The following is a 12,829-nucleotide window of genomic DNA, read 5'->3' as shown; positions in this document are numbered from 1 at the left end:
CCGCACCCGCGTCGCCCGCACCCGCGTCGCCCGCTCCGGCGCCGCCGGCGCCGAGGGTGGCGCCGACCGCCTGGAGCGCGGTCGTGACCGGCTGGAAGAAGGTCTCGCCGCCGCTGGTGCAGTCGCCGCTGCCACCCGAGGTCAGACCGATCGCGCTGCCGTCCTGGGTGAACAGGGAGCCGCCGCTGTCGCCCGGTTCGGCGCAGACGTCGGTCTGGATGAGGCCGGTGACCGTGCCCTCCGGGTAGTTCACGGTGGCGTCCAGCCCCGTGACGCTGCCGTCGTTGAGACCGGTCGTGCTGCCCATCCGGAGGACCTGCTGCCCGACGGTGGCGTCCGCGGCCTGGGTGATCTCGACGGACTGACCGTTGCCGACATTGACCACGCTGTTGGCCTGCGTGTTGGGGTCGTCGTACTTGACGAGGGCGAAGTCGCCGTCGCCCGGGAACGTGGCCTGGTCCACGGTGGCGATCGGCGCGCCGTCCTGGGAGTCCGACCACTGGGCCGCGGCCACACCGCAGTGGCCCGCGGTCAGGAAGGCCGGGCTGCCGTCGCCCGCGGTGACGTTGAAGCCGAGGGAGCAGCGCGCACCGCCGCCGAAGATGGCGTCGCCGCCGTCGACGAACGTCTTGAAGGTGCCGGCGGACTTCTTGACGGTGGCAACGCCGGAGCCGAGACCCTTGACGGTCGACTCCAGGGTGTCCCACTTGCCGCCCGTGACGGTCGAGTCGGCGGTGACGCGGATCTCGTTGGTCTTCGGGTCGACGGCCCACGCGGTGCCGGGGATCGTCGCGTCCGCCTTGAGCGTTCTGGCGGCGGCCTTCAGTTCGGCGGTGCTGTTCTGCACCTCGTTCGCGACCGCGCCGGCCTTCTCGATCCGGTTGACGACGTTGCTGTCGTTACCGACGACGTTGATGATGAGCTGCTGCTTGCCCGCGTCGTAGTAGGAGCCCGCGAAGGACTGGCCCAGCTGCGAGGCGAGCTGGGAGGCGACGTCCGCGACGTCCCCCGCCTTGAACGTCTTCGGGGTGGCGTCGTCCCCGTTCGACTGGGACGCGTTGGCGTTGGGCAGCAGAAGGGCCGCAGCTCCGAGCGCCGCCACGCTTCCCGCCGCGATGGCGGCCTTGCGCTTGGGTATCCGTTTGTGACTCAACTCTTGACCTCCTGGGGACGGGGTCGATGCCGCCGTCCGGCAGCTGACTGGGGGGCGCCTGGATGGTGGTTGATACGCGTGTGCCGCCGGTGGCGTTCAACTGCCTTTGCAAATGGCAGGATCCAGGCGACTCGAAGGCGCGGAATGCCAGGCAAATCGCCACGTCGGCCAGGGAGTCGGGGAACAATGCCCCGTATGACGCTGAACCTTGCCGAAGCCGACAAGATCCTCGACGACAACTTCGCCCCCTGGGTCCTGGATCTGGGCCTGTCCGTGGCGGAGCTGGGCGACCGCCGCGCCGTCCTGCGGCTGCCGTGGTCCGCACGACTGTCCCGGGAGGGCGGTTCCCTGTCGGGACAGGCACTGATGGCCGCCGCCGACACGGCGACCGTGATCGCGGTGTCGGCGGCACGCGGCGCGTTCGTCCCGATGACGACGGTGCAGCAGTCCACGAGCTTCCAGCGGGCGGTGACGGACGCCGACGTCCTGGTCGAGGCGGTCCTCACCAAGCTCGGCCGCCGTATGGCCTTCGCCGACATCACGATGGCCGCCGAGGGGTCCGGGGAGGTCGCCGCGCGCGCGAGCACGGTGTACGCACTGCTGGGCTGACCACGCCGGCGGCCGGGAGCCCCGTCCGACACTCCGTCACGGGGCCGCCCGGCCGCCCTTGCAGAGCCGCGCGCCCCTCACAGACCCCACTCATCGTTCTCCCTCGCAGAGCCGCGCGGCACCCGACACAGGGCCGCACGGCAGACCGCCGCGAGACCGCGCGACACACGCCCGTTCGCCCGGCCGAACGCTTCCGCGAGCCCGCCGACACGTTCCGCTACCGATCAGTAACGGATCGTCTTCGAGCACGAGCGGAATCCTGGCTTCAGCGAATCTGCACATCCATTACGCAACCAAGTCACCGTGTGCGAGGGATCTGCACAGCCGCGCGCCCCCCTGCGTGCCATTGCGACGGGACTGTCCCATTCGGTCCGCGGACGGCAAGCGCGCGCACGAATGGATGCCGCGCAGCATGTGAAGAAGTCGCCGCAAAGACGTGCGCACACCTGCACGGTTGAACCTGTCGCGCACTCAAGTTCCCAGGTGAGAGCCCTGGTTGATTGGAAGCGTGCCCCGCGACCGTGCTTTGATCCGTTGCACCGCGGAGGTCGCACCGGACGCCTGGGAACGGGTGTCGCAGCCCCGCGGCGGCGGCCGTCATCTGTCCCCAGAGGGGGCCGCTCCCCCCTTATGAAATATCCATACGAAGGGAAGTTCCACCATGAACTCCACCCCCCGTGTTGAGACCGCCGAGATCTCGGACGCCGACCTCGACAACGTCTCCGGCGGCCTGTCGCTGAACGCCGTCGGCACCGTGTCCGGCCTGGTCGACAGCGTTGCCCCGGTCTCCGGCCTCGCGGGCACGGCCATCGGCACCGTCGAGGGCGTGACCGGCCTGAACACCGCCCCGGTCACCGGCCTGGTCGCGGGTCTCTGATCCCGTTTCACACCGTTGAGTCCCGGAACCGCTTCCCGGTTCCGGGACTCTCGGATGCCGTGAACCTCTCGAACAGGTGAGGGAAGTCCCGTGCAGTTCCGCCAACAGGCCCTCGCCAAGCTGCAGTCGCCGGAGGAGCTCGACCTTCCGGTGCGCTTCGCCCGCCCGCAGGGCTGGCTCGTCCTTTCCGTGACCCTCGTCGCCATGGCCGCGGCCTCCGTCTGGGCCGTCACGGGCACCGTCACCTCCACGGTCGGCGCACCTGCCGTCCTCACGCATGGGCAGGGCAGTTACGTGCTGCAGAGCCCCGTCGCCGGCCAGGTCACCGCAGTCCTCGCCAAGGAGGGCGAACGGCTCCCCGCGAACGCCCCCGTGCTGAAGGTGCGGACCGCCCAGGGCGAGACAGCCGTCGTCCGTACCGTCGCCGCGGGCCGGATCACGGCGCTCGTCGCCACCATCGGCGCCATCATCTCGACCGGCGCGAACGTCGCGGCCGTCGAGAAGGTCGCCCACGCGGACGACCCGCTCTACGCGACCGTCTACGTCCCCGCCGAGAACGCCGCCACCATTCCCGCGGACGCCGCCGTCGACCTCAGCGTCCAGTCGGTGCCGACCCAGCAGTACGGAGTGCTGCGCGGCCATGTGAAGTCCGTCGGCCGGACGGTGCAGACCCAGCAGCAGATCGCCGCCTACCTCGGCGACAGCCAGCTCGGCGAGCAGTTCACCAAGAAGGGCCGCCCGGTGGCCGTCCTGGTGCGCCTCGACCGTTCGTCCGCCACGAAGAGCGGCCTGAAGTGGTCCTCGGCGGACGGACCGCCGTACGCGCTCACCTCCATGACCCTGGCCACGGGTTCGATCCGCATGGCCGATCAGCGACCCGTCGATTGGCTCCTGCCGTGACCGCTCCCCAGGACACGCTCCCCCCGCCGGTGCGGGGCAGACGCCGCGCGCCCGCGCCCAAGCGGCCGGTCCCCAAGGGGCGGCGCAAGACGGTGCGCACCCCCACCGTGCTCCAGATGGAGGCCGTGGAGTGCGGTGCGGCCTCCCTCGCCATGGTGCTCGGCCACTACGGCCGGCACATCCCGCTCGAAGAACTGCGCATCGCGTGCGGTGTCTCGCGGGACGGCTCGCGCGCCAGCAACCTCCTCAAGGCGGCCCGCAGTTACGGCCTCACGGCCAAGGGCATGCAGATGGACACGGTCGCCCTCGCAGACGTGAATGCGCCCGCGATCCTGTTCTGGGAGTTCAACCACTACGTCGTGTTCGACGGCATGGGGCGACGCTTCGGCCGGCGCGGCGTGCACATCAACGACCCCGGCAAGGGACGGCGTTTCGTCCCCATGGAGGACTTCGACACCAGCTTCACCGGTGTCGTCCTGGTCATGGAGCCGGGGCCCGACTTCCGCAAGGGCGGGCGCAGGCCCGGAGTGCTGGGCGCCATGCCGGCCCGGCTGCGGGGCACCTCGGGCACGATGCCGGCGGCCGTGCTCGCCAGCCTCCTGCTGGTGGCGGTCGGCGCGGCGTTGCCCGCGCTCAGCCGGACCTACATCGACACGTATCTGATCGGCGGCCAGACCTCGCTGCTGGGCGTGCTGTTCGCGTCGATGGGCGCCTCGGTGCTGCTCACGGTGGTGCTGACCTGGCTGCAGCAGGCGAATCTGCTGCGCGGGCGCATCATCTCCTCCACGCTGAGCAGCGCCCGCTTCCTGCGGCACCTGCTGCGGCTGCCCGTCACCTTCTTCTCCCAGCGCAGTCCGGCCGACCTGGTGCAGCGGCTCCAGTCGAACGACGCGGTGTCCGAGACGCTGGCCCGTGACCTCGCCGCGGCCGGCGTGGACGCGATCGTGGTCGTGCTCTACGCGGTGCTGCTCTACACGTACGACCCGCAGCTCACGGCCGTCGGGATCGGTGTCGCACTGCTCAACGTGGTGGCGATGCGCGTGGTGGTCCGGATGCGCGCGACCCGTACCGCGAAGCTGCGCGCGGACACCGCGCGGCTGACCAACACGGCCTACACCGGGCTCCAGCTCATCGAGACGATGAAGGCGACCGGCGGCGAGGACGGCTACTTCCGCAAGTGGGCCGGGCAGCACGCCACCACGCTGGAGGAGCAGCAGCGCCTCGGTGTGCCGAGCGCGTGGCTGGGTGTGGTCGCGCCGACGCTCGCGACGCTGAACTCCGCGCTGATCCTGTGGATCGGCGGGATGCGCGCCGTCGAGGGGCACATCTCCGTCGGTCTGCTCGTCGCCTTCCAGGCCCTGGTGACCCGCTTCACGGCGCCGATCACCCGGCTCAACGGTGTCGCGGGCCGCATCCAGGACTTCGCGGCCGACGTCGCCCGGCTCAAGGACGTGGAGAACTTCCAGGCGGACCCGCTCTACGCACGCCCCGGCACCGGCGAGTCCACCCGCCGGCTGCACGGCCATGTCGAACTGGAGAACATCACGTTCGGCTACAGCCCGCTCGACAAGCCGCTGCTCAGCGGATTCTCGCTGACGGTGGGGCCGGGCCAGCAGGTCGCGCTGGTCGGAGGTTCCGGGAGCGGCAAGTCGACGGTCTCCCGGCTGATCTCGGGCCTGTACGCCCCCTGGGAGGGCTCGATCCGCATCGACGGTCAGCTGCTGGAGGACATCCCGCGCGGCGCGCTCGCCGCCTCCGTCTCCTTCGTCGACCAGGACGTCTTCCTCTTCGAGGGCACCGTGCGCGACAACATCGCGCTGTGGGACCCGTCGATCCCGGACGACGCGGTGGTGTCCGCCCTTCAGGACGCGGCGCTGTACGACGTCGTGACGCGCCGGCCGGGCGGCATCCACAGCCGGGTCGAGCAGGACGGGCACAACTTCTCCGGCGGCCAGCGCCAGCGTCTGGAGATCGCGCGAGCGCTGGTGCGCAGGCCCAGCATCCTGGTGCTCGACGAGGTGACCAGCGCCCTGGACGCGGAGACCGAGCAGCTCGTCATCGACAACCTGCGCAAGCGCGGCTGCGCCTGTGTGGTGATCGCGCACCGGCTGAGCACCGTGCGCGACAGCGACGAGATCGTGGTCCTCCAGCACGGCACGATCGTGGAACGCGGGCGGCACGACGCCCTGGTGGCGGCCGGCGGCCCGTACGCCGAGCTGGTCAAGGAGCGATGAGATGACCACGGTTCACGAGGGCGTCCACGAGGGGGACCTCGTCCTCGGCGCACTCGGCGGCATGGGCACGCCGATCGACTGCTCCGGTCTCAACCGGCTGGACCTGGAGGGTCCGCAGGTGCTGTGGCTGGTCGCCGCGGGCGCCATGGACCTGTTCGCGGTCGACGCGGTGCAGCAGGGTCACTGGCACCATCTGGGCAGGCTCGAAGCGGGCTCGCTGCTGCTCGGCCCGGTCGCGGGTCCCCAGCACACGCTCGTCGGGCGGCCGTTGCGCGACTGCGTGGTGCACCGGATCGTGCTGCGCGAGCTGTACCAGCCCGTCAACACGGAGACCTGGTCCTACGACGAGTACGGCAACCCGCAGTACGTGCCTCCGACGTCCAGCCCGCTGGAGTACGCCCTCGCCCTCGGGGTCGGCCGCAGCCTGTCCATTCTCTTCCAGGCCCCGATGGCCACGGAGAACGCCGCCGCGCTCACGGACGAGGACGTCTTCTGGATGCAGGTGCCGCCCGGCAGCGTCCAGTACGGCTCGTTGTACGGCGCCGAGGCCGCGGCCGATCTGCTGATGGACCCCGGCGTGTGGCAGGGCATGGTCGATCAGCAGTACCGGCTGCTGGCCACGCTGGACCGCTGGATCGAGCAGCTGGAGGCGAGCCACGAGGACCGTACGGCGGCCGGCATCAAGGCCGGTGAGGCGGTCCGTGCCCAGGCCGACCGGACCCTGCTGGCCTCCATCGGCAAGTCGTCGGCGAAGCGTCCGACCGCCGCCGACGCGGACGCCACGTACGCGGCGTGCAAGCTGGTCGCCCGCACCGCGGGCATCGACCTCGCGGAGCCCGCGCAGAGCGGCACCGAGAGCGACCGGCTCGACCCGGTCGAGCGGATCGCGCTCGCCTCGCGGATCCGCACGCGTGCGGTACGCCTGGACGGGCGCTGGTGGCGCGACAACATCGGCCCGCTGGTGGGCCACCGCGCCGTGTCCGGCGCGCCGGTCGCCCTGCTGTGGCGGCGCGGCGGCTATGTGGCCGTGCAGCCGTCCTCCGGGCGGGAGACCCCGGTCGAGAAGGCCAACGCGGCGGAGTTCGAGCCGCGGGCGGTGATGTTCTACCGGCCGCTGCCGGAGCGGACGCCCAGCCCGTTCGGGCTGTTGCGGTTCTGTCTCCGCGGGACCGGCGGGGATCTGCGCGGTCTCGCGGTCAGCGGCCTGGTGACCGTCGTGATCGGAGCCCTGGTGCCGATCGCGACCGGCAAGGTGCTCGGCGAGTACGTGCCGAAGGCCCAGCACGACCTCATCGTGCAGGTGTGTCTGGCCCTGATGCTCACCAGTGTCGTGTCGGCGGCGTTCATGCTGCTGCAGAACCTCACGATCCTGCGGCTGGAGGGGCGGATCGAGGCGACGCTCCAGCCGGCGGTGTGGGACCGGCTGCTGCGCCTGCCGACGAAGTTCTTCACGTCCCGGTCGACCGGTGAACTCGCCAGCGCCGCCATGGGGATCAGCGGCATCCGCCGCCTGCTCGCGGGTGTCGGCCCGACGCTGATGCAGGCGGGCACGATCGGCGCGATGAATCTGGGGCTGCTGCTCTGGTACAGCGTTCCCATGGCGCTGGCCGCGATCGCCATGCTGGTCGTCATCGCGGCCGGGTTCCTCGGCCTGGGACTGTGGCAGGTGCGCTGGCAGCGCCGCCTGGTCGTGCTCGGCAACAAGCTCAACAACCAGGCGTTCCAGACCCTGCGGGGGCTGCCCAAGCTGCGGGTCGCGGCGGCGGAGAACTACGCGTACGCCGCCTGGGCGGGCGAGTTCGCGCGCAGCCGCGAGCTCCAGCAGAAGGTGGGCCGCATCAAGAACCTGAACACGGTGATGGGCGCGGTCTATCTGCCGCTGTGCACCCTGCTGATGTTCATGCTGCTCGCCGGCCCGGCCCGCGGCTCGCTGTCGGCGGCGGACTTCCTCACCTTCAGCACGGCGGTGACGATGCTGCTGACCTCGGTCACCCAGATCACCGGCGCGTTCGTCTCGGCGGCTGCCGCGCTGCCGATGTTCGAGGAGATCAAGCCGGTGCTCGAAGCGGCGCCGGAGGTGCGCGCGGCGAACACGCGCCCGGGCGTCCTGTCCGGGGGCCTGGAGGCGCGGCGGCTCTCCTTCCGTTACGCCGACGACGGTCCGCTGGTCCTCGACGACGTGTCCTTCGAGATCCGGCCGGGCGAGTTCGTGGCGATCGTCGGCCCGAGCGGCTGCGGCAAGTCCACGCTGCTGCGCCTGCTCATCGGCTTCGACAGGCCGGTCTCGGGCAGCGTCCTGTACGACGGGCAGGACCTGGCGGCTCTCGACCAGTCGGCCGTGCGCCGTCAGTGCGGTGTCGTGCTCCAGCACGCGCAGCCGTTCACCGGGTCGATCCTGGACTGCATCTGCGGCACCGAGCCGTACACGCCCGAGGAGGCGATGGCCGCGGCCGAGATGGCGGGTCTGGCCGAGGACATCAAGCGGATGCCGATGGGGCTGCACACGATCGTCTCCGGCGGCGGTGCGATCTCCGGCGGTCAGCGCCAGCGGCTGATGATCGCCCAGGCGTTGATCCGGCGTCCGAGGATCCTCTTCTTCGACGAGGCGACGAGCGCTCTCGACAACGACACGCAGCGCACGGTCATCGAGAGCACCCGTGCGCTGCAGGCCACCCGTGTCGTGATCGCCCACCGTCTGTCGACCGTGATGGACGCGGACCGCGTCATCGTGATGGAGGACGGCCGGGTCGCCCAGCAGGGCCCGCCCGCGCAGTTGCTGGCGGACACCGGCGGGCGGCTGCACGAACTGGTGCGACGGCAGATGCGGTAGGCCGGGAACGGCGTGCGGCTGCGGTGGCCCGCCTGTTCAGTCGAGCCCCGGAACGGGCGCGCCGGAGGGGACCCCGGCCTCGAGGTAGCCGCGGTAGAACTCCTTCCAGGGTGCTCCGGCCCCGGCGTGCGGGCCCTCGGGGTGTTCGCCGCGGGCCTTCGCGTCGAGGGCGGCGAGACACACCTCCCAGCCGGCGCCGTTGCGAGCGGCGGTGTCCGCGGCTCCGAGGACGTCGGTGAGTGTGAAGCGGGTGCGCTTGTCGTCCAGGGCTTCGAGGTCGAAGTGCAGTTCGTCGCCGCCCCAGGCGAAGGAGAGGTGCCGGGGCGGGTCGACGGCGAGGACGCGGCCCCGCGAGTCCGCCGTGTTGGGGTCGCCGCTGAAGGTGACGGTGCCGCCCGGCCGCAGCTCGAACTCGGCGCGGGAGGGGAACCACTGGGCCAGTTCGTCGGGGTCGGTCACGAACTGCCAGACCCGGTCGACGGGGTGGTCGTAGGTCCTGCTGAAGCGGACGGCGGGGCGCCCGTCGTCCAGGGTGAGGTAGGTGCCGGTGAGGTCGGTGCGCTCGGCGGACATGGCGGTCAGTCCTTCGGGGAGGGTGTGTCGTGGTCGTCCGGTGGCTCCCCCGCCGCGGCGTCCAGGCGTCGGCCCAGGGCGTCGAGGCGCTCGTTCCACAGGGTGCGGTACGGGGCGAGCCAGGCGTCGAGTTCGGCGATCGGGGCGGGGTCGAGGGCGTAGACACGGCGTTGCGCGTCCTGGCGCGCCCGCACGAGCCCGGCGTCGCGGAGCACCCGAAGGTGCTTGGAGGTGCTGGGCTGGCTCAGACCGCAGGCCTCGACGATCTCGCCGACGGCGCGCGGGCGCTCCAGGAGGAGCGCCACGATGGCACGCCGGTGCGGGTCGGCGAGCGCGGCCCACAGGGATGCCTCGGACATGGCCTCAATATGCCTCTTTGGTTATATGCCCGTCAAGGTATACGAGGGCGACCCAGGTCACTTAGCGAAACGTTGCCGTTTCGCTCGACGGGGTCTAGTCTCGGGATGTCGATGTGTACGAAACCGTTTCGTTTAGTGCACTCATCCCTGAGCGACCTTCCCCGGAGTGTTCTCCCATGTCTCAGACCGTGGCCGACGGCACCCGCGCGGGTGCCGTGGAAGCACCGCCCGCGCCCGCCTCGAACCGGCGCTGGTGGATCCTCGCGATCATCGGCATCGCGCAGCTGATGGTGGTCCTCGACGCGACCATCGTGAACATCGCCCTGCCGTCGGCCCAGGCCGACCTCGGCTTCTCGGACGGCAACCGGCAGTGGATCGTCACCGCCTACTCCCTCGCCTTCGCCTCCCTGCTGCTGCTCGGCGGACGTATCGCGGACCTCTTCGGCCGCAAGCCCGCCTTCCTCATCGGCGTCGCCGGCTTCGCCGCCGCCTCCGTGCTCGGCGGCGCGGCGACCAGCTTCGGGATGCTCGTCACCGCCCGCGCCCTGCAGGGTGTCTTCGGCGCACTCCTCGCGCCCGCCGCGCTCTCGCTGCTGAACACGACGTTCACCGACGCCAAGGAACGCGCCAAGGCGTTCAGCGTGTACGGCGCCATCGCCGGCGCCGGCGGCGCGGTGGGCCTGCTGCTCGGCGGTGTCCTCACCGACACGCTCGACTGGCGCTGGACCCTGTTCGTCAACCTCGTCTTCGCGGTCGTCGCCTTCGCCGGCGGCTGGGTGCTGCTGGGCAACCACCGCGACGCGGCCGGATCCAAGCTCGACCTGCCGGGCACCCTGCTGGTCTCCTCCGGTCTCTTCTCACTGGTCTACGGCTTCTCCAACGCCGAGACGCACGACTGGAGCTCGCCCGCCACCTGGGGCTTCCTGGCCGCGGGTGTGGTCCTGCTGGCCGCGTTCGTCCGCCGGCAAAGCGTCGCCGAGCACCCGCTGCTGCCGATGCGCGTCCTGCTCGACCGCAACCGTGCCGCCTCGTTCATCACCGTGCTCATCACCGGTGCCGGCATGTTCGGTGTGTTCCTCTTCCTCACCTACTACCTCCAGCTGAACCTGGGCTTCAGCCCGACGAAGACCGGTGTGGCGTTCCTGCCGATGATGGCGGCCCTGATGGTCATGGCCCAGGTCTCCACGACGGTGCTGGTGCCGCGCATCGGCCCGAAGGCCGTCATCCCCGCCGGCTTCGCGCTCGCCGCGCTCGGCATGGCCTGGCTGACCGGCATCGGCATCGGCTCGTCCTTCTCGACCGCGGTCCTGCCGCAGCTGCTCCTCATCGGCGCGGGCCTCGGCATGGTGATGCCGCCCGCCATGTCGCTCGCCACCAGCGGGATCGCCCCGGAGGACGCGGGAGTCGCCTCGGCCACCGTCAACACCATGCAGCAGGTGGGTGGTTCGATCGGTACGGCCCTGCTGAACACGCTCGCCGCGAGCGCCGCGACGAACTACCTGTCCGGCAAGGACGCCACCGACAAGCTGGTCCAGGCCCGGTCGACGATCGAGAGCTACACCACCGCCTTCTGGTGGTCGGCCGGATTCTTCGTCGCGGGCGCCGTCATCGCCTTCCTGCTCTACCGGCGCGGGAAGCTGGAGCAGGACCCGGACGCCGCACCGGTCGTCCACATGTGATCGGTCGCGGACCGATCACCCCCGGTCCGAGGGGCCGCCGTCAGCAGGGAGACGGCGGCCCCTCGCCCGTCCGCCCCGGCCGGCCGTCCCGGCGGCCGGCCGCGCCTGCCGCGCCGCTTCGTCGTGCGGCACCGCGGGCCGGTACACCACGAGCGCACCGGGCTCCTTCTCCAGGCTCAACGACGCCTCGGCGGACGCGATTTCACCGTCGTACGCGAGGGAGTCCGTACCCGTCACGTTCTCCAGCCGCACCCAGGGGACCTGCTCCGCGCCGTAGACCCGGGAGCGGTGCAGGGCCCCGGCGAGCGCGGAGACGACGACCCGGGTGCGGGCGAGACGGTGGTCGCCGTCCACCACGCGCAGGTCGAGCAGTCCGTCGTCGAGCCGCGGCCTGTAGGACGGGGCGAAGCCCTCGGGGACGTAGCGTCCGTTGCCCGCGAACAGCAGCCACAGACGGCGCGGGCGGCCGTTGAGGCTCAGCTCGACGGGGGTCGCGGTGCGCAACACCCTGACCAGGGCGAACGCGGCGGCGGGCCACTTGCCCCACCGCTCCTGCGCACGCTCACGCATCCGGACGAGTTCGGGGTACAGGCCGATGCTGAAGGTGTTGAGGAACCGCACGTCCTCGCCGCCGGCCGAGCGCGCCACACCGAGGTCCACTGACACCGCCTCGCCCCGGACCACGGCGTCCGCGGTGTCCTCGTAGTCCGGCACCCCCAGGTCCTGGGCGAAGTGGTTGAGGGTGCCGCCGGGGAACACCGCCAGCGCGAGGCCCCGTTCGGCCGCCGCGCGGGCGGCGGCGTTGACGCTGCCGTCCCCACCGCAGACGCCGAGGACTCCGCCGCTCTCCGCGGCCCGGTCGACGGCCTCGGCGAGCAGCGCGGCGAAATCGTCGTCGGGGCCCCGCTCGATCAGTTCGGCCCCGGGAAGCAGCGCGCGCAGCCGTTCGGCCGGGGGCAGGGACGTGGCGGCGGCGCCGGAGCCGGCCCCGCTGTTGACGAACACGACCAGCCCCTCGCCCCGGGGCAGCGCGGGCGCGTCGGCGACGGGCCGCTGTCTCCCCGGGACGACCTGGCGAGGCGGCCACCAGCGGCAGGTGAGCGCAGCGGCGCCGACGCCGATCGCCATCCCGGCCAGCACGTCCCCGGGGTAGTGCACGCCCACGTAGACACGGGAGAAGGCGACCGCGGCGGCGAAGGGCGCGACCAGGGCGCCGTACCGCGTGGACTCCAGGGCGACCCCGGTGGCGAAGGCCACGGCGGAGGCGGAGTGCCCGGACGGGAAGGACGTGGTGTGCGGCTGGATGCGCAGGTGACGGACCGTCGGCACCAGATCGAGCAGCGGCCGGGGGCGGCGGGTGCTCCACTTCACGACCGTGTTGACGGTGAGCGAGGCGAGCGCGAGCGCTCCTACGCCCCGCAGGGCCGCACGCCGGGCGGTGCGTCCACCGGCGGCCGCGAGCCCGGCCGCCGTGCCGAACCAGAGCGCTCCGTGGTCGGCCGAGTGGCTCAGCCGCCGCAGCGCCGGATCGGCTCCGGGCATCCGCGCCCCCGCCACCCGTGTGAACAGCCGCTCGTCCAGCTCGCCCAGTGCACGCATGCTCAACCGCTACGGC

The 12,829-nt window shown here is 71.6% G+C and carries 10 protein-coding genes; 6 read left to right on the top strand and 4 right to left on the bottom strand.

The annotated features are described in order from the left end of the window. A partial coding sequence (locus tag BKI49_RS34280; RefSeq protein ID WP_095938216.1) for a S1 family peptidase occupies positions 1 to 1,153 on the bottom strand: 1,153 nt, incomplete at its 3' end. A 195-nt stretch (positions 1,154 to 1,348) separates the two neighbouring features. Here BKI49_RS34280 and BKI49_RS34275 point away from each other — a divergent pair. The 5 genes from BKI49_RS34275 to BKI49_RS34255 all read left to right on the top strand — a co-directional run bounded on the left by BKI49_RS34275 (position 1,349) and on the right by BKI49_RS34255 (position 8,603). Continuing rightward, a complete protein-coding gene (locus BKI49_RS34275) occupies positions 1,349 to 1,762 on the top strand; it encodes a PaaI family thioesterase (RefSeq protein ID WP_028798595.1) in 414 nt (137 codons plus the stop codon). A gap of 661 nt (positions 1,763 to 2,423) precedes the next feature. Further along, entirely contained in the window at positions 2,424 to 2,639 is a 216-nt protein-coding gene (locus BKI49_RS34270; protein WP_095938215.1) for a type A2 lantipeptide, read from the top strand. 90 nt (positions 2,640 to 2,729) lie between these two features. Beyond that, positions 2,730 to 3,539: an HlyD family efflux transporter periplasmic adaptor subunit gene (locus BKI49_RS34265; RefSeq protein ID WP_095938214.1), complete on the top strand. Its 810-nt coding sequence runs from the start codon at positions 2,730 to 2,732 to the stop codon at positions 3,537 to 3,539. Beyond that, on the top strand, positions 3,536 to 5,773 hold the full coding sequence (locus tag BKI49_RS34260) for an NHLP family bacteriocin export ABC transporter peptidase/permease/ATPase subunit (RefSeq protein ID WP_179332675.1): 2,238 nt from the start codon (positions 3,536 to 3,538) through the stop codon (positions 5,771 to 5,773). The genes BKI49_RS34265 and BKI49_RS34260 overlap by 4 nt, the downstream gene beginning before the upstream one ends. Position 5,774: 1 nt before the next feature. Beyond that, entirely contained in the window at positions 5,775 to 8,603 is a 2,829-nt protein-coding gene (locus tag BKI49_RS34255; RefSeq protein ID WP_095938212.1) for an NHLP bacteriocin export ABC transporter permease/ATPase subunit, read from the top strand. A 36-nt stretch (positions 8,604 to 8,639) separates the two neighbouring features. Here the strand turns inward: BKI49_RS34255 and BKI49_RS34250 are convergent, their stop codons facing one another. After that, complete coding sequence (locus BKI49_RS34250) at positions 8,640 to 9,176, bottom strand: SRPBCC family protein (RefSeq protein ID WP_095938211.1); 537 nt, start codon at positions 9,174 to 9,176, stop codon at positions 8,640 to 8,642. A 5-nt stretch (positions 9,177 to 9,181) separates the two neighbouring features. After that, positions 9,182 to 9,535, bottom strand: coding sequence for an ArsR/SmtB family transcription factor (locus BKI49_RS34245; RefSeq protein ID WP_095938210.1), 354 nt, complete (start codon positions 9,533 to 9,535; stop codon positions 9,182 to 9,184). Positions 9,536 to 9,711: 176 nt separating this feature from the next. Between BKI49_RS34245 and BKI49_RS34240 the strand changes: the two genes are divergently transcribed. After that, a complete protein-coding gene (locus BKI49_RS34240; protein WP_095938209.1) occupies positions 9,712 to 11,214 on the top strand; it encodes an MFS transporter in 1,503 nt (500 codons plus the stop codon). 15 nt (positions 11,215 to 11,229) lie between these two features. On the opposite strand, the gene BKI49_RS34235 is transcribed toward BKI49_RS34240, so the two are convergent. Next, positions 11,230 to 12,813 carry a bifunctional phosphatase PAP2/diacylglycerol kinase family protein gene (locus BKI49_RS34235; protein WP_095938208.1) on the bottom strand — a complete coding sequence of 528 codons (1,584 nt, stop codon included), beginning with the start codon at positions 12,811 to 12,813 and terminating at the stop codon, positions 11,230 to 11,232. Positions 12,814 to 12,829: the final 16 nt, after the last annotated feature.

The organism is Streptomyces sp. Tue6028 (assembly GCF_002300165.1).
In the GTDB taxonomy this organism is placed as follows: Bacteria; Actinomycetota; Actinomycetes; order Streptomycetales; family Streptomycetaceae; genus Streptomyces; species Streptomyces siamensis.
The sequence above is the reverse complement of the archived record's forward strand: the minus strand, read 5'-3'. Positions and strand labels throughout refer to the sequence as shown.

What these genes read in the sequence shown, in the direction of transcription:
- BKI49_RS34270 (WP_095938215.1), top strand. Translation starts at nt 2,424, where the DNA reads ATGAACTCCACCCCCCGTGTTGAGACCGCCGAGATCTCGGACGCCGAC.
- BKI49_RS34240 (WP_095938209.1), top strand. Translation starts at nt 9,712, where the DNA reads ATGTCTCAGACCGTGGCCGACGGCACCCGCGCGGGTGCCGTGGAAGCA.
- BKI49_RS34235 (WP_095938208.1), bottom strand. Translation starts at nt 12,813, where the DNA reads ATGCGTGCACTGGGCGAGCTGGACGAGCGGCTGTTCACACGGGTGGCG.
- BKI49_RS34245 (WP_095938210.1), bottom strand. Translation starts at nt 9,535, where the DNA reads ATGTCCGAGGCATCCCTGTGGGCCGCGCTCGCCGACCCGCACCGGCGT.
- BKI49_RS34275 (WP_028798595.1), top strand. Translation starts at nt 1,349, where the DNA reads ATGACGCTGAACCTTGCCGAAGCCGACAAGATCCTCGACGACAACTTC.
- BKI49_RS34250 (WP_095938211.1), bottom strand. Translation starts at nt 9,176, where the DNA reads ATGTCCGCCGAGCGCACCGACCTCACCGGCACCTACCTCACCCTGGAC.
- BKI49_RS34255 (WP_095938212.1), top strand. Translation starts at nt 5,775, where the DNA reads ATGACCACGGTTCACGAGGGCGTCCACGAGGGGGACCTCGTCCTCGGC.